General features: G+C 47.7%; 26 protein-coding genes, 1 tRNA gene and 1 other annotated feature. Of the genes, 15 read left to right on the forward strand and 12 right to left on the reverse strand.

Annotated elements, in window-relative coordinates; all coding sequences use genetic code 11:
- Positions 1–62: 62 nt before the first annotated feature.
- Genes NIES2104_RS19535 through cbiM form a run of 4 tightly spaced genes read right to left on the reverse strand, consistent with a single transcriptional unit; the run spans position 63 to position 2,645 of the window.
- Complete coding sequence (locus tag NIES2104_RS19535) at positions 63–824, reverse strand: energy-coupling factor ABC transporter ATP-binding protein (RefSeq protein WP_058999928.1); 762 nt, start codon at positions 822–824, stop codon at positions 63–65.
- On the reverse strand, positions 814–1,599 hold the full coding sequence (gene cbiQ / locus NIES2104_RS19540) for a cobalt ECF transporter T component CbiQ (RefSeq protein ID WP_058999929.1): 786 nt from the start codon (positions 1,597–1,599) through the stop codon (positions 814–816). Before cbiQ ends, NIES2104_RS19535 begins: the two co-directional genes overlap by 11 nt.
- Positions 1,596–1,925 (reverse strand): PDGLE domain-containing protein, encoded by a 330-nt coding sequence (locus tag NIES2104_RS19545; RefSeq protein ID WP_058999930.1) that lies wholly within the window; start codon positions 1,923–1,925, stop codon positions 1,596–1,598. The genes cbiQ and NIES2104_RS19545 overlap by 4 nt, the downstream gene beginning before the upstream one ends.
- A 12-nt stretch (positions 1,926–1,937) precedes the next feature.
- Positions 1,938–2,645 (reverse strand): cobalt transporter CbiM, encoded by a 708-nt coding sequence (cbiM, locus tag NIES2104_RS19550; RefSeq protein ID WP_058999931.1) that lies wholly within the window; start codon positions 2,643–2,645, stop codon positions 1,938–1,940.
- A 227-nt stretch (positions 2,646–2,872) separates the two neighbouring features.
- Here cbiM and rplS point away from each other — a divergent pair, with 227 nt between their 5' ends.
- The 8 genes from rplS (at position 2,873) to rplL (ending at position 6,713) form a co-directional block, all read left to right on the forward strand.
- Complete coding sequence (gene rplS / locus NIES2104_RS19555; RefSeq protein WP_058999932.1) at positions 2,873–3,238, forward strand: 50S ribosomal protein L19; 366 nt, start codon at positions 2,873–2,875, stop codon at positions 3,236–3,238.
- A gap of 77 nt (positions 3,239–3,315) precedes the next feature.
- Positions 3,316–3,388, forward strand: a tRNA-Trp gene (locus NIES2104_RS19560).
- A gap of 114 nt (positions 3,389–3,502) precedes the next feature.
- The gene (gene secE / locus NIES2104_RS19565) at positions 3,503–3,715 is read left to right on the forward strand and encodes a preprotein translocase subunit SecE (protein ID WP_058999933.1); all 213 of its coding nucleotides are present in this window, start codon (positions 3,503–3,505) and stop codon (positions 3,713–3,715) included.
- Entirely contained in the window at positions 3,712–4,338 is a 627-nt protein-coding gene (nusG, locus tag NIES2104_RS19570; RefSeq protein ID WP_058999934.1) for a transcription termination/antitermination protein NusG, read from the forward strand. The genes secE and nusG overlap by 4 nt, the downstream gene beginning before the upstream one ends.
- Before the next feature lie 26 nt (positions 4,339–4,364).
- Positions 4,365–4,790 (forward strand): 50S ribosomal protein L11, encoded by a 426-nt coding sequence (rplK, locus tag NIES2104_RS19575; protein WP_058999935.1) that lies wholly within the window; start codon positions 4,365–4,367, stop codon positions 4,788–4,790.
- 47 nt (positions 4,791–4,837) lie between these two features.
- The gene (gene rplA, locus NIES2104_RS19580; RefSeq protein WP_058999936.1) at positions 4,838–5,554 is read left to right on the forward strand and encodes a 50S ribosomal protein L1; all 717 of its coding nucleotides are present in this window, start codon (positions 4,838–4,840) and stop codon (positions 5,552–5,554) included.
- A 10-nt stretch (positions 5,555–5,564) separates the two neighbouring features.
- Positions 5,565–5,715, forward strand: a sequence feature (ribosomal protein L10 leader region).
- A 35-nt stretch (positions 5,716–5,750) separates the two neighbouring features.
- The gene (rplJ, locus tag NIES2104_RS19585) at positions 5,751–6,284 is read left to right on the forward strand and encodes a 50S ribosomal protein L10 (RefSeq protein ID WP_058999937.1); all 534 of its coding nucleotides are present in this window, start codon (positions 5,751–5,753) and stop codon (positions 6,282–6,284) included.
- 33 nt (positions 6,285–6,317) lie between these two features.
- The gene (gene rplL / locus NIES2104_RS19590) at positions 6,318–6,713 is read left to right on the forward strand and encodes a 50S ribosomal protein L7/L12 (RefSeq protein ID WP_058999938.1); all 396 of its coding nucleotides are present in this window, start codon (positions 6,318–6,320) and stop codon (positions 6,711–6,713) included.
- 53 nt (positions 6,714–6,766) lie between these two features.
- On the opposite strand, the gene NIES2104_RS19595 is transcribed toward rplL, so the two are convergent.
- The 4 genes from NIES2104_RS19595 to NIES2104_RS19610 all read right to left on the reverse strand — a co-directional run bounded on the left by NIES2104_RS19595 (position 6,767) and on the right by NIES2104_RS19610 (position 10,870).
- A complete protein-coding gene (locus tag NIES2104_RS19595; protein WP_058999939.1) occupies positions 6,767–7,051 on the reverse strand; it encodes a hypothetical protein in 285 nt (94 codons plus the stop codon).
- A complete protein-coding gene (locus tag NIES2104_RS31325) occupies positions 7,048–7,590 on the reverse strand; it encodes a hypothetical protein (protein WP_058999940.1) in 543 nt (180 codons plus the stop codon). The genes NIES2104_RS19595 and NIES2104_RS31325 overlap by 4 nt, the downstream gene beginning before the upstream one ends.
- Positions 7,587–10,529 (reverse strand): tetratricopeptide repeat protein, encoded by a 2,943-nt coding sequence (locus tag NIES2104_RS19605; protein WP_058999941.1) that lies wholly within the window; start codon positions 10,527–10,529, stop codon positions 7,587–7,589. The genes NIES2104_RS31325 and NIES2104_RS19605 overlap by 4 nt, the downstream gene beginning before the upstream one ends.
- 71 nt (positions 10,530–10,600) lie before the next feature.
- A complete protein-coding gene (locus NIES2104_RS19610; RefSeq protein ID WP_058999942.1) occupies positions 10,601–10,870 on the reverse strand; it encodes a UPF0175 family protein in 270 nt (89 codons plus the stop codon).
- A gap of 178 nt (positions 10,871–11,048) precedes the next feature.
- Between NIES2104_RS19610 and NIES2104_RS19615 the strand changes: the two genes are divergently transcribed.
- The 4 genes from NIES2104_RS19615 to NIES2104_RS19630 all read left to right on the forward strand — a co-directional run bounded on the left by NIES2104_RS19615 (position 11,049) and on the right by NIES2104_RS19630 (position 13,646).
- Positions 11,049–11,300: a DUF433 domain-containing protein gene (locus NIES2104_RS19615; protein ID WP_058999943.1), complete on the forward strand. Its 252-nt coding sequence runs from the start codon at positions 11,049–11,051 to the stop codon at positions 11,298–11,300.
- The gene (locus tag NIES2104_RS19620; RefSeq protein ID WP_058999944.1) at positions 11,284–11,643 is read left to right on the forward strand and encodes a DUF5615 family PIN-like protein; all 360 of its coding nucleotides are present in this window, start codon (positions 11,284–11,286) and stop codon (positions 11,641–11,643) included. Before NIES2104_RS19615 ends, NIES2104_RS19620 begins: the two co-directional genes overlap by 17 nt.
- A 93-nt stretch (positions 11,644–11,736) precedes the next feature.
- Positions 11,737–12,495: a tetratricopeptide repeat protein gene (locus NIES2104_RS19625; protein ID WP_058999945.1), complete on the forward strand. Its 759-nt coding sequence runs from the start codon at positions 11,737–11,739 to the stop codon at positions 12,493–12,495.
- Complete coding sequence (locus tag NIES2104_RS19630) at positions 12,468–13,646, forward strand: saccharopine dehydrogenase family protein (protein ID WP_225895320.1); 1,179 nt, start codon at positions 12,468–12,470, stop codon at positions 13,644–13,646. The genes NIES2104_RS19625 and NIES2104_RS19630 overlap by 28 nt, the downstream gene beginning before the upstream one ends.
- Here NIES2104_RS19630 and NIES2104_RS19635 read toward each other — a convergent pair.
- The 3 genes from NIES2104_RS19635 to NIES2104_RS19645 are packed head-to-tail and all read right to left on the reverse strand — an operon-like array spanning position 13,635 to position 15,314.
- A complete protein-coding gene (locus tag NIES2104_RS19635; protein WP_058999947.1) occupies positions 13,635–14,450 on the reverse strand; it encodes a TlyA family RNA methyltransferase in 816 nt (271 codons plus the stop codon). The two genes, NIES2104_RS19630 and NIES2104_RS19635, sit on opposite strands and share 12 nt — an antisense overlap.
- A gap of 2 nt (positions 14,451–14,452) precedes the next feature.
- Positions 14,453–15,130, reverse strand: a complete 678-nt coding sequence (locus tag NIES2104_RS19640) for a class I SAM-dependent methyltransferase (protein WP_058999948.1) — start codon at positions 15,128–15,130, stop codon at positions 14,453–14,455.
- Positions 15,131–15,134: 4 nt separating this feature from the next.
- Positions 15,135–15,314, reverse strand: a complete 180-nt coding sequence (locus NIES2104_RS19645) for a hypothetical protein (RefSeq protein ID WP_058999949.1) — start codon at positions 15,312–15,314, stop codon at positions 15,135–15,137.
- Between the two features lie 165 nt (positions 15,315–15,479).
- Here NIES2104_RS19645 and NIES2104_RS19650 point away from each other — a divergent pair, with 165 nt between their 5' ends.
- The 3 genes from NIES2104_RS19650 (at position 15,480) to NIES2104_RS19660 (ending at position 19,753) form a co-directional block, all read left to right on the forward strand.
- On the forward strand, positions 15,480–18,023 hold the full coding sequence (locus NIES2104_RS19650; protein ID WP_058999950.1) for a mannose-1-phosphate guanyltransferase: 2,544 nt from the start codon (positions 15,480–15,482) through the stop codon (positions 18,021–18,023).
- A 76-nt stretch (positions 18,024–18,099) separates the two neighbouring features.
- Positions 18,100–18,558: a single-stranded DNA-binding protein gene (locus NIES2104_RS19655; RefSeq protein ID WP_058999951.1), complete on the forward strand. Its 459-nt coding sequence runs from the start codon at positions 18,100–18,102 to the stop codon at positions 18,556–18,558.
- 31 nt (positions 18,559–18,589) lie between these two features.
- Positions 18,590–19,753, forward strand: coding sequence for an AGE family epimerase/isomerase (locus NIES2104_RS19660; RefSeq protein WP_058999952.1), 1,164 nt, complete (start codon positions 18,590–18,592; stop codon positions 19,751–19,753).
- A gap of 4 nt (positions 19,754–19,757) precedes the next feature.
- On the opposite strand, the gene NIES2104_RS19665 is transcribed toward NIES2104_RS19660, so the two are convergent.
- Positions 19,758–20,204, reverse strand: coding sequence for a hypothetical protein (locus tag NIES2104_RS19665; RefSeq protein ID WP_072218101.1), 447 nt, complete (start codon positions 20,202–20,204; stop codon positions 19,758–19,760).
- Positions 20,205–20,233 lie beyond the last annotated feature (29 nt).

The raw sequence follows: 20,233 nt of genomic DNA on the forward strand, positions 1-20,233 counted from the left end.
CGCCCCGGAATAGAATTCGGGGCGGACTGAGAACGGAGCCGACAAACCCAATCAAGTTCCCCTCAAGCATCCTCAATCTGACAGTAAGGGCGACTGTAACTTAAAGGCGGCTCTAATGCATGTTCCGTTAATAACTCTGGATCGCTCATAATCCGCTCAGTCGCTCCATCGAACACAATTTCCCCTTTGCTAAGCACGATCGTTCGACTACACAATTCCAAAGCCAAATCCAAATCATGCGTTGCAATCAACTGTGTGAGCGGCAACGTATCGAGTAACTCAATCAACTGACGACGCGATCGCGGATCTAACTGTGCTGACGGTTCATCGAGTACGAGAACTTGAGGCTGCATTGCGAGAACTCCCGCGATCGCAACTCTTTTCTTTTCTCCTCCTGATAAACCGTTTGCGCTTCTTGGTCCATATGCCTCAGGATCAAGCCCCACACAGCGCATCGCATGAACACATCGATCGATTAATGCCTGTCCGGTCACGCTTTGATTGAGTGGACCAAAAGTAATATCCTCCCAAACCGTCGGCATAAACAATTGATCATCTGGATTTTGAAACACAATTCCCACAAAATCACGAATCTGTTTTAAGTACTGTGTTTCGACTGGATATTCACCCACAATCACTTGACCCACTTGCGGTGTAATTAATCCATTAAAGTGCATCAATAACGTGGATTTTCCAGAACCGTTTGCGCCCACGATCGCGACTCGTTCAGTAGCGCGAACTGAGACAGTCATACCGTTTAAGGCTTGAGTGCCATCAGGATAAGAGTATGAGAGATTGTAAATCTCGATCGGATTATGGTGCATGAAACAAATACAGTGCCTGACCGAACAATAAAACTGCAACCGTTAAAGTCAACGCTAGAATATCGCGCCGTCCTCCTTTCTGAACCTCTGCTAATGGAGGTAAACCTTGATACCCTCTAGATAACATGGCTTGGTGCACTCGTTCACCCCGCTCATACGTGCGGATGAACAACGAGCCGAACATGTTACCGATGATAATTCTCTGCCGTTTGGGATTTCGCATGAGATTTCTCGATCGAGCTGCTTTCTGCATCGATGCAAATTCTTCACCCAACACCGAAATATACCGATACATCGACGCAAGAATCGCTACGAGCAACGGCGGCATTTTCAAAGCGGCTAACGCATGAAGCAATGCCGGAATCGAAGTCGTTAAAACTAATGTATTCAGAATCAGTAACGATAAAAATGCTTTAAGCGCAACACTACCGAGAACAGTTAAGCCCTCAGTCGTAATTTGTATCCAACCCCATTGAAATAAAACATCACCGCCTCCTCGAAACAACGTGCCAAGAATGACGACACCAATAAAAACAAATTCAACAGCAACCCGCTTTAACAGAACCGATAATTGAACGCGACTCGCGAGAATAATTAGCGCGATCGCGCTTCCATAAATTGCCCAAGTCCACCACCGACCATTCGGAGTCAGCGCGATCGCAAAAACTAATAGCAACACACACAATACCCGCGATCGAGGGGTCAACCGATGCCAAGGAGTTTTCTTTTCCTCAGCATCAGCTAAATGAAGTGCGCCAATGTGCAGCAAGATCATTGATGCTCACGATTCCGTATAAGAACTTTGCCAGCACCCCAAGCTAAGCCAAAGGTGGCTAATGTTCCAAGTAAACCTGCTGCGGGAGTGGCAATCTGCTCTGGAACACCCCGCAATTGGTATTCTTCAAAAATTTGATAAAACGGCAGCTTGTGCGCGATCGGTTCCTCAGTCGCTTTGTTCTCAAAGCCCTGATCTTGAGCAACCCGATCAAGTCCATCTGGATTAGAACTCGCAAACGGGGATAAAAACACTGCAACGAGTAAGGCAATTCCTAATCCAGAGATAACAAAAGCACGATTTCGAGTTTGTGAAGCTTGAGACATAATCAGTTTCCTTTAGCGTGAAGAGTACGATCGCGACATGTCCTCTCTAGCAGCGCGAGGTGCTCGGTGAATCAAATCCGGGCGAGTTTTCAAGATGTAGCTCAAAGCAATCACTGTGATGACTGCCTCACCAATCCCGATCATCAAATGCCAGAACGTCATTGCAGACAAAGCAACCGGAAGCGGCACCGCACCTGAAATGGCAAGCTGAAATGCACACACGATCGCCGCAATCATCACACTGACCCAAGCCGCGATCGCTGCCCCAGTCAAAATTGCCTTGGAGTCATCACGTCCCATTGCATTCCGAATCGATCGGTACAAGTAATAGCCGCCAAACGTTCCGATCAATCCCATATTAAAAATATTGGCTCCCAGTGCAGTCACGCCGCCATCCTGAAACAAAAACGCCTGCACGATAAACACAACCGTCATCACCAGCGATCCCGCCCAAGGACCCAGCAGCACACCTGCCAGCGTTCCACCCAGCAAATGTCCCGAAGTTCCACCCGGAATCGGAAAATTAATCATTTGAGCTGCAAAAATAAACGCAGCACACACTCCCATCAGCGGTACAGTGCGCTCTTGATACTCCGCTTGAACGCGATTCAAACTCACTGCAATGAGCACGATCGCAAATATCCAAGTCAGCAACGTTACGGGCACATTCAAGAAACCATCTGGAATGTGCAGCGCCAAATGATGTGGAAAAAAAACCATAGATTCATCCTTGAGAGAGACAATCTTGAAGCGGATCAAGTCGTGAGTTCTAAACGTTCAGTAGAGTTGATCCATCTCTCAGAATTCAATCCCAGGTAGGGGGATAATCGGCGGAATTTAAGCCTGACTTAAGATTCAAGCCTTTCTGCAAAAGAAACTTCAGAGTCTCTATAGACGAAGTGGCAGTTCATACGTTAAGATACGCGATTGTGAGTTTTGTTACCCCTATGAACGCGCAAGAAATCATCCGCTCGATCGAAGCGGAGCAGCTAAAAGACAATATCCCCACGATCTATATCGGGGATACGGTTCGTGTCGGCGTGATCATTCAAGAGGGCGACAAGGAACGGACGCAGCCCTATGAAGGTGTCGTGATTGCAAAAGGTAGTGCTGGCATCACGAAAAACATCACAGTGCGACGTGTGTTTCAGGGCGTTGGAGTGGAGCGGGTTTTCCTGATTCATTCTCCGCGCATCGAAAGCATCAAAGTGATTCGTCGGGCAAAAGTGCGTCGGGCGAAACTGTACTACCTACGCGATCGTGTGGGCAAGGCAACTCGCTTGAAACAGCGTTTCGATCGTCCTTTGACCTAGTTTTTTCAGGTTTTAGACGCAAGTGTCCATTCCCTGATAAACTAGATACAGAACGCAATCAGAGTCGTTCAGCATATGCGCTCTTAGTTCAGTTGGTAGAACGCAGGTCTCCAAAACCTGATGTCGGGGGTTCAAGTCCTCCAGGGCGCGCTGAATTACTCTGATTTTGTGTGTGAGTGCGATTTTGATCGGATCGTGTGCCGCGATCGAGAAAAGTCTTTATGATAGGAATTCGGTCGAGCGCAAATTTGGGAGTCAAGAGCGGTGGCAAAGACAGAAGAGGTCAAAAAATCAGGATTCAACCCCAACGAGTTCGCTAAGGAAACGAAAGAAGAACTCGACAAAGTGGTGTGGCCCAGCCGACAGCAACTGATCGGTGAATCCATTTCAGTAATTTTGATGGTCACGCTCTCCGCAACCACAATCTATTTCGTTGATCAACTCTTTCATTGGGCACAAGTGAAGGTGTTCGGATGACATACACTTCAGACGAAACTCAGAACGATCGCACTGATGACAACCCGGATGATCAGTTGACGAGAAGTGCCCGTTGGTACGCCGTCCAGGTAGCATCGGGCTGTGAAAAGCGCGTCAAAATGAATTTAGAACAGCGCATCGAAACGCTCGATGTCGCGAATCGAATTTTGGATGTTCAGATTCCTGAAACGCCGATTCTGAGGCACCAAAAAGACGGACGACCCAAGGAAGCCGCTGAGAAAGTATTCCCTGGATACGTCCTTGTGAAAATGGTGATGGACGATGAAACGTGGCAGGTAATTAAGAATACTCCCAACGTGATCAACTTCGTCGGAGCCGAACAAAAGCGGCGTTATGGGCGGGGGCGTGGTCACGTCAAACCAATGCCATTGGGACATGGAGAAGTCGAACGCATCTTCAAACAATCCCAAGAGCAGGAGCCAGTCAGAAAAATCGACATGGCAACAGGCGACAAGATTACGGTGCTTTCGGGTCCGTTTAAGGACTTTGAAGGGGAAGTGATCGAAGTTAGCCCAGAGCGGAACAAGCTCAAAGCACTTCTGTCTATCTTTGGGCGAGAAACCCCGGTAGAACTCGAAGTAAACCAAGTAGAGAAAATTTAACCGACTTTCACTAAAGTCAAGAATCGATGGCAAAAAAAGTAACCGCAGTGATCAAGCTGGCGATTAATGCTGGCAAGGCGAACCCTGCGCCGCCGATCGGACCTGCGCTCGGTCAGCACGGGGTCAATATCATGATGTTCTGCAAGGAATACAACGCCAGAACCGCAGACCAAGCGGGAATGGTCGTTCCTGTAGAAATCTCAGTTTACGAAGACCGCAGTTTCACATTTATCCTCAAAACCCCGCCTGCATCGAAACTGATCGCAAAAGCGGCTGGAATTGAGACCGGTTCTGGTGAGCCAAACAAGAAGAAAGTGGGCAAAATTTCCCGCACTCAATTAGAAGACATCGCCAAGACCAAATTGCCTGACCTCAATGCAAATGACATCGAGGCAGCAATGAAAATCATCGAAGGAACCGCTCGTAACATGGGCGTGACCATCGCCGACTAAACCTTTATTCGGGGGAGAGACTTTCTCGCGATTACCCCAGGAGACACATGGTAAAGAAACTATCCAAGCGCACGAGAGAACTTCGTGCCAAAGTCGAAGATAAGGCTTACACTCCTTTAGAAGCCTTAGAACTGCTAAAAGAGACTGCAACGGCGAAATTTCCCGAATCCGCAGAAGCTCACATCCGTCTCGGCATTGATCCGAAGTACAGTGACCAACAGTTAAGAACTACCGTTGCACTACCGAAGGGAACCGGGCAAGAAGTCCGAGTTGCGGTGATTGCACGAGGCGAGAAAGTCACTGAGGCAACAAATGCAGGTGCTGACATTGCAGGTTCGGAAGAACTGATCGACGAAATCCAAAAAGGGCGGATGGATTTCGATCTGTTGATTGCAACCCCGGATGTGATGCCGCAGGTGGCGAAATTGGGTCGGGTATTGGGTCCGCGTGGTTTGATGCCATCCCCGAAAGGCGGCACTGTGACCTTTGACCTACCGCAAGCGATCGCTGAATTCAAAGCAGGGAAACTCGAATTCCGGGCAGATCGTACCGGAATCGTTCACGTCCTGTTTGGCAAAGCAACCTTCTCGGCTGACGATTTGCTCACCAACTTGAAAGCGCTGCAAGAAACGATCGACAGAAACAGACCATCCGGCGCAAAAGGACGCTATTGGCGTACAATGTATGTGTCGTCAACGATGGGACCTTCGATCGAGGTCGATATCAACAGTTTGCGCGACCTCAAGGTTGGAGATGCTGCCTAGACAAAAGTTTTTCAACTGAATATCCAAACCAAAGACAGCGGGTGTGAGTTTTTCACTTAATGTCCTGCCGAGGTTTGATTTTTGCAAGACACAGCTTTTTGTGTTCTCAAGAAATCATGCGAACTCGGCTTTTCACAAGGTCGAGTTTTTTGTTTTTGGATATTCTCATTCGTCCCAAATCAGGAGGTGAGAAAGAGTGGGAAGAACGTTAGCGAGCAAAAAGGAAATCGTTGCGGATCTGAAAGAAACGCTAAGTGAAACACAGTTGGTGTTTATCATCGGCTACAGTGGCTTGTCGGTCGCAGAAATCACAGATTTACGGAATCGCTTGCGTCCAAAAGGTGCCATTTGCCGCGTGGCGAAAAACACCTTTATGGAGAAAGCAACCGAAGGCGACGATCGCTGGCAAGCGGTGAGCGAATTACTCAAAGGTGATTCCGCGTTTGTCATGGTCAAAGACGATCTGGGTGGTGCAATCAAGGCATACCAAGAGTTCCAAAAGGCTGCCAAGAAGACCGAGATTCGCGGCGGTGTGATGGATGGCAGAGTGCTCAAAGAAGCGGATTTGAAAGCGATCGCTGATCTACCGTCGAAAGAGCAACTCATTGCCCAAATCGCCGGAGCAATCAACGGAGTCGCGACCCAGTTGGCAGTCGGTATCAACGAAGTGCCGTCTGGATTGGCAAGAGCGCTTCAACAACTGTCCGAAAAAGACCAAGAAGCAGCGTAAGCTGAACATCATTCAATTTAGGGAGTTAGTTCCATGTCTGCTGTAACCGATGAAATTGTAGAAAAGTTAAAGGGTTTGACCCTGCTCGAAGCGTCTGAACTCGTCAAACAAATTGAAGAAACGTTTGGCGTGAGTGCTGCGGCTCCGGCTGGTGGCATGATGATGATGGCTCCTGGCGGCGGCGGTGCTGCTGCGGCTGAAGAAGTCGAAGAGAAGACCGAATTCGATGCAGTCCTCGAAGAAGTTCCGGCTGATAAGAAGATCGCGGTTCTTAAAGTCGTTCGGGGTATCACAGGTCTGGGTCTGAAAGAAGCGAAAGACCTGGTGGAAGCTGCACCGAAAGCGGTCAAAGAAGGTGTCGCGAAGGCTGAAGCTGAAGATATCAAGAAACAGATCGAAGAAGCTGGCGGTAAGGTTTCGGTCAAATAGTTTCGTTTGATTCTGATGATGTTGGGAGTCTCTAGTTTGAGGCTCCTTTTTTATTAGACAAATTTATTCCAGATTGACCGAAATCCTAACCAAACCGCGCAAAATCCGCCAACTGCAAAAGCAATCAGACCATCCCAACCTAAGCATTCCTGTACTTTCTGAAGTGTGAATGCTTGATGGAGTGATTGAAATCCAATAATCGTACTTCCAACTCCAAAAGCTAAATCTGCAACTTCTCCAAAAGGTGGAATCTGCTGACCTCGAAGTGTTTTGACGGTTGCAAGTATTGCGATGAATATGGCGGTGCAAATTCCCCAAACTGTAAATAGCAAATTCATCGACGCATTCCATCTGGTCTAAATTTGGCGGAGCTAGTATACCATCCGTAAATTGCAGCTAGAACACTGCCGATGATGGCTCCTGGGACTTGTCCGATCGTTCCTCCCAAGAAGGCTCCCCCTGCAATGATGGTAACGATTCGATCGCCTTTTTCCCAAAAATCAGATTTAGCAGAATCGCGTTTTGAAGGATCGGTAAATAGTTCACGAGTTCGATCGCTGAATCGAGTGAGCAACAGAATTGCGTCTTGTTCGAGATCAGTACCCGTTTTTTCGAGCGTGGCGATCGCGCTTTTTGATCGTTCTTGTGCTTTGTATTGGCGTTTGAGATCGAGCCGAGCGGTATCGTAGCGTTCTTGCAAGTGTGGGTTACTTTGGGTTAGTTCGTGAATGATGGCGATCGCTTGGTCGAAGTGTTGTTGTGCGATCGCAATTCCGATTTGATTGATTTTGGCATAATCTTCAGCGGCTAAAGGCGGATCGAGACGGTCGATCGCGAGGAGAAAGGCTTTTAACGTGGTTTCGTCGTTTGCTTTCATTGGTGTGTACCTGTGAGCGTGAAGGCTGCCCAATGATAGGGATCAGAATAGGGAGTGTCTTGTAGCTCTATCTTACGTGCGTTGAGGTTTTCTTGAATCAGTGTAATTTCATCTTGAATGTCTTGGTGATAATCGTGATTTGGAGAAAGTTGAGTGAGCCAACGATCGAGCCATTCGAGCAGGGCTTGATAGGTCAGCGATCGTAACCAGGTTTGAGCAGTTTTGAGGGCTTGGGCGGCGGGAATTTCGGGATAGAGTTCGTAGAACTTGAGAATGAGCCAAGTGTTTGAGATTTCGTTGACGTTCCAGAGGGTGCTAAGGACAGCGGTGGCTCCAGCTTGTAAGAAAGCGCTAACGAGTCCGACAAATTCGGTGTCGATCGATTGGTTTCCAGTGAGTGCAGTTTCGCAGGCTGAAAGGGTGATGAGTTCATAAGCAGTCAGATTGAGATGACGAATCGTTTTAGCGGTGAGAGGTTCGTCATCGGTGAGGATGAGGGCAGAGTGTTCGGGTGGAGTGTTGTAACCTGCGTGTCCGGTGAAGTGGAAATGCGTATGCTGATCGCTCAATGCGTGAATGACGTTTTCTGCGGTTGCTTTAGTTTCGTCGAGTCGCGTGTGGTGTGGAAAGAGATAGCAAGCTAGGGCGGATTCAAGTTGTGCGTAGGGCATCTGAGCGCGATCTGTTTTCGGGTCTTCGACGCTGAGTAAGTTGAGATGTGTCGATCGGGGTTTCTTTTGCAAAGTTAAGCCGATTTGAAGGCTCGGAAGGTAGCTAACTGCGAGGGTTTCTGAGAATAGAGCGTGAAGGGGAAAGCGATGTAGATCGCGATGGGGTAAAAGGATCAGGTTTTGGATATTGGAGAGATGGGATTCGATCGCGCTAATTTGCAGAATTTCTTTTAGCTTTGCAAGTTGCGTCTTTAAACTTCTACGCCAAGGATGATCAGATTGATTTGCTTTTTTGTTTCGATAATCGTTGTATTGAGTATTCCAGGATTTGATCCAGGACTGGAGTTTTTGACATCGATCGTAAGGCAAAGCATTCTCTAAAAGGATTGGATCTTCTGAAGTTGGGGTGAGAATGAAGGTGGCGAGGGAATCATCGCTGAAATGCCAGTAAACGATCGCGGTTTGCGGGTTGAGCAGTTGGCGCATTTCTGCATAGCTTGGACTGACGACTTGTTCTTTCCATTCGTCGAGAATCCAAGTGAGACAGCGATTTTTATAGCGTTCTGCGGTTTCGAGAGCGGTGATGGTTTCGTCTTGGGCGATTAAGCGATCGACAGCGATCTGGCTAAAGCCTGAGAATTTTGCTTCGAGGTTGCGTTTCTGTAAGGGTGTCGATTGAGCATTAATCAATTGCCGAAACACTTCTAATCCTGTGACGTGCCATTTATCAGCAGCTTTGGGATTGCCTAAGCCAAGATAGGCTTTAATGAGGTTTTGAATGAGTTCTAAATAATGCTTCGGGAATGATTCTAATGTCTGTCTTGCGGTGTTGTAACTCGTGATTACTCGACCGTAGTAAATTTTGGCAGCTTGAATATTTTGTTCGCGTTGTGCTTGGTAAAAATAGGTATTGCCTTTGCCACGATGAAGATTTCCCCATCCTTCAGGGTCAGCTTCTTTTAGAACATGGGTAAGTCCTTGATTGTAATTCGCGATTGCCCCTTCGTATCGTCCTAAATTATCGAGTGAAATGCCGCGATTGTACCAAGCTGCGTGAAAATCCGGTTTGATTTTGATCGCTTTGTCACAACTTACGATTGCGTCTTCGTACTGTCCTAGATTATGGAGTGAATTGCCACGATTCGTCCAAGCTGAATGGTTATCTGGTTTAATATCGAGCGCTTTGTCGCAACTTACGATCGCATCTTCGTACTGTCCTAGATTATGGAGTGAAATACTACGATTGTTCCAAGCTTCATTCTTACCTGGTTTAATGTGGAGCGCTTTGTCAAAGCTTGCAATCGCATCTTCGTACCGATCTAGATCATTGAGTAAAATGCCGCGATTGTACCAAGCTTCATCAAGATCTGGTTTGATGTCGAGCGCTTTATCAAAGCTTGCAATCGCATCTTCGTCCCGTCCTAAATTGTGGAGTGAACTGCCACGATTGCACCAAGCTGCATGAGAATCCGATTCGATGTCGAGTGCTTTATCAAAGCTTGCGACCGCATCTTCGCACCGTCCTAAATTGTGAAGTGAAATACCGCGATTGTACAAAGCTTGATAATTTGGTTCGATGTCGAGTGCTTTATCAAAGCTTGCGACCGCATCTTCGTCCCGTCCTAAATTGTGGAGTGAATCGCCGCGAATGATCCATACTTCTGGAAGATCCGATGTGATGCCGAGCGCTTTATCGTAGCTTGCAATCGCATCTTCGTATCTTCCTAGATTATCAAGTGAAATGCCACGAATGATCCGTACTCCTGGGAGATCCGGTTTGATGTCGAGCACTTTGTCATAGCTTACGATCGCCCCCTCAAAATTCCCTGCACGGTAACATTCATTTCCCCGCTCAAACCAAGCCTCCGCTTCATCGTTCGGAGCCTGCGATCGATTCTCTCGCTCTAACCGTTGCCCGATCGACTCCGCCACCCAACACAACTCCCCCTCCTGCAACCGCCCCAACCTCAACAACCGTTCCCCTAACTCCCGATGCTCCTCCCCACCCTGCAACCGCTCTCCAAACCCACGCAACCACTCTGCCAAACCCTCCCGCGTCACCCCTCGCTGTTGCAAAAATCCCCGAATCCATCCGCGATTAAACTCCGATCGCCGTTCCACTTCATTCAGCAACGCAAAAAATACCGCTTCATACTCAGCAGCAGAAAGCGTCTGTTGAACCGGAGAAATAGCAGGTTCAACTTGAGAACGAGTACCAAACCAGTGACGAAACGATTGCTTTAACCAGCGCCAGAGCTTTGCAAACATCGATCAATCTTGACACGACATCTCATTCTACAGAACGAAAATTTGGAGTCTGCAAAATTTATCGATCGATTTTATACTTGTTGTCGCAATCGTTCTAGTGTTTGTCGATCGTCTTCCAGATCCGATTCATCGTAATGTAGATATACGTTAGACTGCTTTAGAAAGGTATCAACGGCAAAGCGCGATCGTAATCCTAAAATTTGTCTGACTTGAAACCGAGTGATAATATCATTTCGATAGGCTTCAATCACCAAAGCCTCTAAAGCTTTGCGCGACAAATCATCACCGTTACGTTGCAGAGTTTCGGCAAAGTCATCAGGAATATTGATCGTTACTTGCATAAAGATACAGGATGATGCTTTGACTCTAGTTTACTGGTAGATGTTCGATCATGTCGGTAAAGACATTGCGATCGCACTTCCAAATAACTCATTCCACAACTCGAAGAAAAGTACGATCGCTTAAAACATCCGCTTTCCTTCTATGTCAAAATAGCCTTAGCAGGAAAAGTTGCATTTTATGACCGTTCAAGAAACCCTACAACGCTATCATCTTGTTCACTCTGATCCAGAAATCATGAGTGGGATGCCTGTTTTTGTAGGAACCCGTGTACCCGTTCAGACCTTTTTCGATTATTTGGAAGGCGAAAATGGGTTGAACGAATTCATTGACGATTTTCCACACTTACAGCATCAAGCGATCCAAGTGCTAGAAGCGATCGCGAAATCCACAATCGAACAAGAACGGAAGGCGCGTGCAGGTTCTACTTGACGAAAATCTCTTGAGTAAAAAACTCAAACGCCCTTTGATAGAAGCTGGCTATTCGGTCAGTAATGTAGACGACATGGGTTGGCGAGGCTTCAAAGATCGCGAAATCCTGAATCTGGCAGAAGCACATCCTTTCGATATTTTCATCACGGCTGATAAAAATTTGGTCTATCAGCAAAATCTTGTGCAGCGATCGCTTAGACTCGTTATTCTAGATTCCAGCAGTACTCGCCCTGATCATTTACTGCCGCTCATTGTGCAATTGAGTACGGTTCTTTCGCAACTCTCAAGCGGAACTGCAATCTCAATTAATGACGCGGCTGAAATTGCTCAAATTTATCCTTAACATCAGCGACGATTGATCGATTGAGTCTTTTATCAGGTTTGGACAGTCTGAAGTGAAATGCTAGATTGGATTCACCGTTGTGAGTCTGCCCGTATGTCGAACAATCTCTTCACGACTTCAGAGCCATCTTCTACGCCGATCGTCATTTCTCCGAATTCGCCCATCGTCGGTTGGGGCATTGTTTTAATTGCATTTGGAATTGCTCTAGGGAGTCAAGCATTGCGAAAAGATCGATCGCAGCCCGAACTCGATCCTTATCAACCGTTACCGTTTACTCAACCGCTGCAATGGCTCGGATACGGCAAACAATTGGAAAATGCGAAGAATCTCGAAGGCGCGATCGCAGTTTACGAACAAGGCTTAAAACAGCACCCGAATGATTTTCGACTGTGGCACGAACGGGGGTTGGCATTGGCGAAACATCAGCGATTTGAAGCAGCATTAGAGAGTTACGATCGCGCTTATGAACTGCGTCCAGACTGTCGGGATTTGGCACATGAGCGGGGAGATGCACTCTTGCAGCTTAGACGATATGAAGAAGCGATCACATCACTGGAATTTTATTTGCGGTATGTGCGGGAAAGTGCTCATATCTCAAGTGATATTGGTATGGCGCAGTATCGGTTAGGACGGTATGAAGACGCATTACGATCGCTCAATGCTGCCATTAACAGCGCTCAGCGTGATCCTTATTCTCTGACTCAGGCAAGATACTATCAAATTGAAAGTTTGCGGCAGTTGGGGCGATTGGATGAGGCGATTCAGGCGGCGGTATTGGGAATGAAGGAAAGTGCTGACCCGTACTTTAAGGCGCAATATGAAGCATTGCAAAGTCAGATGGGGATTCACTAGCAGCGTACCTCTACAATGAGAATCAGAAACGTAACGCGCAGATTCTCATGACACAGCAAGTTCTTATTCTCGGTGGCAGTGGACGCATCGGGAGCAAAGTTGCCGCTGATTTGATTGCTCACACTTCAGCCGAGATTACGATCGCAGGACGCAATTTAGTCACGGGAGCAGAAGCTAGTCAGCGACTGGGAGAACGGGTGAAGTTTAGCGCGATCGATTTGTCTACAGGTTCGGGATTGAGAGCCGCGATCGATCAGGCTGATTTAGTGATTCACTGTGCGGGACCGTTTCACTATCGGGATGCGAGTGTGTTGCAGGTGTGCATTGATCAAGGTGTGAACTATGTTGATGTCAGCGATCATCCTTCGTTTACTCGGAAGGCGTTAGCTTTTCGATCGAATGCTGAATCTGTTGGTGTTACTGCAATTATTAACACTGGCATTTTTCCTGGTATTTCTAATAGCATGGTGCGGCGTGATGTCGAACAGTTAGACCATGCGGAGAAAATTCATTTAAGTTATGTGGTGGCAGGTTCGGGTGGTGCGGGTGTGACGGTGATGCGGACGACGTTTTTAGGGTTACAGCGACCGTTTGAGGCTTGGATTGATGGCGACTGGAAGAGTGTGAAGCCGTATAGCGATCGAGAAGTCGTGGAGTTTCCCCAATACGGTAAAGTCGGCGTTTACTGGTTTGATATGCCCGAAGCGTTTACCCTGCCTGATACGTTTCCGGTCAAGACTGTCGTGACTAAGTTTGCAACAGTTCCCACTTTTTATAACTATCTCACTTGGAGTGTGGCGCGTTGGTGGCATCCGCGATTGTTGCAGACCAAAGCGGTGATTGAGTTTCTATCGCACGTCAGTCACTCGATGACGGATGTCAGCGATCGCTTTAGTGGCATTGGAGTTGCAATTCGATCGGAAGTGATTGGCGAAAAAAATGGTCGATCGATGCGCTGTATTTCAACATTGACGCACCCAGATACGGCAGTTTCAGCGGGAATTGGAACGGGAACGGTCGCGGAAATGTTGCTGTCTGGAGAATTGAAAAAACCGGGAGTTTGGGCGATCGAGCAAGCGTTACCGACTGCATTGTTTGATCAAGCGATGCAAAGTCGAGGAATTGAAATTCAACAGCAGTTAGTGGAGTAAAGTTTTCTGGGCTGATCGCACCAATTGTTTAATGTGGTCAAAATCCGGTGATATTGTTTCAGAGTCCGATCGCATCCACAGCAAAAATTCAATGTTTCCCGCTGGACCCAAGAGCGGCGACCATGTAAGACCTTGATAGTACCAACCAATCGATCGAGCCGATTCCAGAACCTGCACGATCGCATCCGTCTGATCTTTCACATCGCGCACTACGCCTTTTTTTCCAATGCGATCGCGTCCCACTTCAAACTGAGGTTTGACGAGCAAAACAGCTTCTTTCGGTGACTGCAACAGTTCCCAGAGTGCAGGCAAAATCTTAGTTAATGAAATAAACGAAACATCAACTACCGCCAAATCGGGAATTGGTTGATCAGGAGCATATAACTCTTCAGGTTTAAGATGCCGAATATTCGTCCGTTCTCTCAAAATCACACGCGGATCTTGGCGCAAACTCCAGGCAACTTGTCCATACCCAACATCAATTCCATAGACCAGTTTTGCACCCGATTGCAGCAAACAATCGGTAAAGCCACCTGTTGAAATGCCACCATCAAGACAAACGCGATCGCGAATCTCGATCGGGAATTCCTCCAAAGCCTTACTCAGCTTTTCACCGCCACGAGAAACAAACGGCGATCGCGCTTTAATCTCGATCGTGGCATCGATCTCAACTTCAGTTCCTGGTTTATCAACTAACTGCTGATCGACCCGAACTTCACCCGCCTGAATCAGTCGCTGAGCTTGTTGGCGAGACGTGCAAAGATCACGATCGACGAGAAGCGTATCAAGCCGCTGTTTAGGCATTGTTAAAATGTCACCTTGTATAACTGAAACAATTCTCCAGGCTGTGTTTTTACAAGTTTACCGCCTTCAGATTGAATCAGTTTTTTCCAGTCTTCTAAAGATTCGAGAAACACTTCTGTACCTGAATAGGTTTCAAGAATTGCCCAACTTTCCGCTAGAGGTGCATCTGGGTCAAGCACATCGAAAATGAAGACTCCACCAGGTTTAAGGACTCGTTTTGTTTCGGACAACACTTGTGACCAGTAATCGATCGACGAATAGCAACTCACTCCCGTCGAAACCACATAATCAAACTGGTCTGCATCGTATTGCAACTGATGAGCGGCTTCGAGTTTCACGCCCTTGAACAGTTTGGAATTGAGTTGAGGCGCACGAGCATTCATCGCATCACAGGCAACTTTGCTGACATCCTGACCGAAATAGTAAGCATTCCAATCGCGCCAGTTGTAAATCAAAAAACCAACGCCGCAACCGATATCGAGACAGCGTTGATTCTTTTGAGGTTGCGCGAGTTTCCAAAATGGAGATGTCACTTTCTCCTGAAGTTGTCCAGAAACCCGATCGCGGAAAATTGGCATCGATTCGACTTCTTCGGGCAGCGCGATCGCTTCACCGCGATATTCTCGGTTAAAGCGATCGGCAATTGCCGCAATGTGCGGAGTCCAGTCTTGTACAGTCAATGATTTAGCCTTTGAGTGCGCGAGTGAAGTTTTGACGGTAAGAACGATTAAACATCAAAGCGGGCCAAAGTAATGCTAAATACATCCGACCTTGACTAAAGTTTGTGCGTCGAAAGCCTTTCCAAAAACGATAAGCGCCGACGACATAAACCGCTAAAGCAATAATCAGCAATAGATTGCCCATACCAAACTTCCTCGATCGATATAGTTCAAATTTTAGCAATCCAGATTCAGAGTCGGGGGAATTTTTCGATTGCTAATAATTGTGAGGTTCCTTGTCCGAAAAAAGCGAGCACTGTCACATTAAGTGAAGAGCGATCTAATATCGAGAAAGTAAGAGGGAGACTGTATGCGTGCGGTGTTAATGGCAGGGGGGTCAGGAACTCGACTTAGACCGCTGACCTGTGATCTACCTAAGCCAATGGTTCCGATTCTCAATCGCCCGATCGCGGAACATATTATCGATCTGCTCAAACGTCACCAAATTCGAGAAGTGATCGCAACGCTGCATTATTTACCCGATGTGATGCGCGATCATTTCCAGGATGGAAGCGAGTTCGGGGTGCAGATGACCTATGCCGTTGAAGAAGATCAACCGCTCGGAACGGCGGGCTGTGTCAAAAATATCGCGGAATTGCTAGACGATACATTTTTAGTGATTAGCGGCGATAGTGTCACGGATTTTGATTTGAGTGCAGCGATCGAGTTTCATTACCGCAAAGGTTCAAAAGCAACCTTGGTTTTAACTCGTGTGCAAAATCCGATCGAATTTGGTGTGGTCATCACCGATGAAGAATATCGAATTCGTCGCTTTCTAGAGAAACCTTCAAGCAGCGAGATTTTTTCGGATACCGTCAACACCGGAATTTATATTCTCGATCCAGATGTTCTGAAGTACTTGCCCGAAAACGAAGAAGCGGATTTCTCGAAAGATCTTTTTCCGCTGCTGCTCGAAAAAGGTGAACCGATGTATGGCTATGTTGCAGAAGGCTATTGGTGCGATGTGGGTCACTTGGATGCGTACCGAGAAGCGCAGTATGCAGGACTCTCGCGCCGAGTTAAGTTAGAGTTCGATTACACGGAGCGATCGCCCGGAATCTGGGTAGGAGACAACACTTATATCGATTCGTCGGCTCGCATCGAAACGCCTGTGATCATTGGCAACAATTGCCGAATTGGATCGCGAGTGACGATCGAGGCTGGAACCGCGATCGGGGATAACGTGACGATCGGAGCCGAAGCCGATTTGAAGCGTCCGATCATTTGGAATGGGGCGATGATCGGGGAAGAGGTGCATTTGAGAGCCTGTGTGATTGCGCGGGGGGCAAGGATCGATCGACGATCGCACGTTTTAGAAGGCGCAGTCGTCGGACCGCTTTCGACCGTGGGCGAGGAAGCGCTGATTAGTCCGAATGTAAGGGTGTGGCCCAGTAAGAACGTGGAAGCTGGGGCAACTCTAAACACGAATTTGATTTGGGGATACACTGCCCATCGAAATTTATTCGGGCAGCGGGGTGTTTCGGGACTTGCGAACGTCGATATCATTCCAGAATTTGCGGTGAAACTAGGGGCGGCTTATGGCTCGACTTTGAAACCTGGATCGCAAGTGACGGTTTCACGAGATCAAAGAACGATTTCGCGGATGGTTTCTCGATCGATGATTGCTGGCTTGATGTCCGTTGGTATTAATATTCAAAACCTTGAAGCAACCGCAATTCCGGTTTCGCGATCGGTGGTTCCTACGCTCGGTGTCGCGGGTGGGTTACACATTCGGATTCACCCGGATAAGTCGGATCATATTTTGATTGAATTCTTCGATCGTAATGGGATTAACGTCTCGAAGGCGATCGAGAAAAAGATCGAAGGCGCATTTTTCAAAGAAGATTTTCGTCGTGCTCCGATTCAAGAAATTGGCGGCGTGATCAATGTGCATCAAGCAACGGAAATGTACAGCCGTGGATTTGAGCGGCATTTGAACATTCAAGCAGTTCAGCACAGTAGCTCGAAAGTCATCATCGATTATGCTTATGCGGTTTCGGGTGCAGTTTTGCCGCAGTTACTTGCGAAATTCGGCTGTGATGCGGTTGTGCTCAATGCGAGTCTGACGCAAACGGCTCCATCGGTCAACGATCGAGAAACGCTTCTCAACCAACTCGGTCACGTCGTCGAAGCCCTCAAAGCGACGTTTGGCGTACAAGTTTCGGCAAACGGTGAGCAGTTTATCCTAGTAGACGAAACAGGCAGCCCGATTCGCGGTGAAACTTTAACTGCGCTCATGGTCGATATGATTTTAACCTCAAATCCACGTGGGACGGTTGTAGTTCCGGTTCATGCGTCGAGTGCGATCGAACAAATCGCTCGCCGCCACGATGGAAAAGTCGTCCGCACAAAAGCAAATCCAACTTCATTGATGGAAGCGTGTCATGCTCATGCTAGTACGGTCTTGGGAGGCAGTGGCGAAATGGGCTTTATTTTCCCACAGTTGCATCCTGGATTCGATGCGATGTTCTGTATCGCGAAACTGATCGAGATGCTGACATTGCAAGATCGCACCTTGGGTCAAATTCGGGCAGAGTGTCCGCGTGTGTCTCACAAAACTTATTCGGTGCGCTGTCCTTGGACGGTGAAAGGGGCACTGATGCGGCATTTAGTCGAAAGTCATCCCGCCGAAATGTTAGAAACGTTTGACGGCGTGAAGATTTTTAACCCCGATCGTAATGATAGCTGGGTGCTGATTTTGCCGGATGCGACTGAACCGCTGATTCATGTGTATGCAAACAGTCCGAATCGCGGCTGGGTCGATGAGATTTTGCGCGAATATCGACTGAAAGTGCAAGAGTTTGTTTATCAGGAGCAGGGCATTGAAGAGACGAGAATAGAGCAAGTGTACTAAAATAAAAATAGAAACTCGCTCGAAACAAATCAGCGATCGGCAGTAGAATAACGTTCACTCACTTCTCAATAAGCTCATGAATAGCATTATTTTGTTAGCGGACATCGTACAAGAACCGCAGCTTCGATTCACTTCAGACAACCAAACCCCGATCGCAGAATTACGAGTCGAGTTTGCTGGACTGCGCCCTGAAGATCCCACGACTCAACTCAAAGCGGTCGGCTGGGGCAATTTGGCTCAAGAAATTCAGGCAAATTATCATGAAGGCGATCGTGTCATTCTCGAAGGTCGGCTGACGATGAACACCGTCGATCGTCCTGAAGGCTTCAAAGAAAAGCAAGCCGAACTCACGATTCAAAGAATTCATTCGCTCAATGGCGCGACGATTTCGAGTTCGGTCACGACTCCAACAGCAGTTCCCACTCGCGCTCCGAGTACTCCTCCACCTGCCGCATCCACGCCAAAACGAACCACGAAAGCGCCTGCCGCTCCCGCACTCGAATCGCAGCCTGAATTAGACGACATTCCGTTCTAGAATCAAGGTCTGATTTTAAGAGAGACACGGTATGGAGCGCGATTTTCGGCAATTGGCAGACCAGTACAGAACTGCGCTCCTCGATAACGTGTTGCCGTTTTGGGAGAATCACTCGATCGATGTCCAAGGCGGGTATTTCACCTGTCTCGATCGAACAGGCAAGGTTTACGACACCGATAAATTCATTTGGTTGCAAAACCGTCAGGTCTGGACGTTTTCAATGTTGTGTAACCGATTGGAAAAGCGATCAGATTGGATGTCGATCGCTGAACACGGTGCGAAATTTTTAGCCCAACACGGACGAGATGCCGAGGGAAACTGGTATTTTTCGCTCGATCGTTCGGGTCAACCGCTGATCCAGCCGTACAATATTTTCTCGGATTGTTTTGCTGCGATGGCGTTTAGTCAGTTTGCACTTGCTTCAGGGCAAGATTGGGCGCGAGAGGTGGCACTTCAGGCATATCAGAACGTATTGCGTCGCCAGGATAATCCGAAAGGAAGTTATAACAAGGCTTATCCTGGAACGCGATCGATGAAAGGCTTATCCGTTCCAATGATTCTGGCAAATCTCACTCTAGAGATGGAATGGTTATTGCCAAAGGAAACTCTCGATCGCGTTCTAGCCGCAACCGTTCAGGAAGTCACAACCGATTTTCTAGACGAGAACTTACTTTATGAAAACGTTGCTCCAGATGGTTCACACATTGATAGTTTTGAAGGGCGATTAATCAATCCAGGTCACGGGATCGAAGCAATGTGGTTCATGATGGACATTGCAAGCCGCACCAATAATCTCGGTCTGATCAATCAATGCGTTGATGTGGTGTTGAACACTTTGGAATTCGCTTGGGATCAGAAGTACGGCGGGATTTACTATTTTCTAGATATCAAAGGCTATCCCACTCAACAGCTAGAGTGGGATCAAAAACTCTGGTGGGTGCATGTTGAAACCTTGGTCGCGCTTTTAATGGGATATCGACTGACTGGGCGCGAAGAATGCTGGAACTGGTATGAGAAAGTGCATCACTATACCTGGTCACACTTTGCGGATTCGGAATATGGCGAATGGTTTGGGTATCTCGATCGACGTGGAGAAGTCTTGCTCAATCTCAAGGGCGGCAAATGGAAAGGCTGTTTTCATGTGCCGCGATCGCTCTATCTCTGTTGGCAAGAGTTCGAGAAACTGGCGATGTGATCTTCTATTCCGGCTGTCGTTCTAACGTCGCCTCCATTACGCTCGTTAACGCATGTCCCGTTAGCATCGTACTCGCTAAATAATATCGATCGTCATTCAACCGATAAATCGTCTCAAATCCGCTGCGCCGCTGTCGATCGCCTAACACCCAATGTCGCTGCACTAATGATTCTGGCGCGATCCAGCCTTCTCCTTCAATTCGCCCTAACACACTGTGCTGCATCACAAAGGCATAGCGCTGATCACCCGAATCTAACCGCCCTCGATATTGCATCGTGATTTCTTCGCGATCGTCATTGAGAAACGTCAGTTTGGTGATCAGCGTAAACCAATTATCTCGGCTCCAAGCGACGAGTAATTTTCCTTTGACTGGGCGCGGGAGACTCTCCCGATCTAGCCAATTTCCCTGGAGCGTCCAACGTCCTGATTCCATTAAAAACGTGTGGTTCACGGCAAGTTCTCGGCTCAGTGGCTCCCCAT

Origin of the sequence: Leptolyngbya sp. NIES-2104 (genome assembly GCF_001485215.1) — a bacterium.
Lineage (GTDB): Bacteria > Cyanobacteriota > Cyanobacteriia > Leptolyngbyales > Leptolyngbyaceae > Leptolyngbya.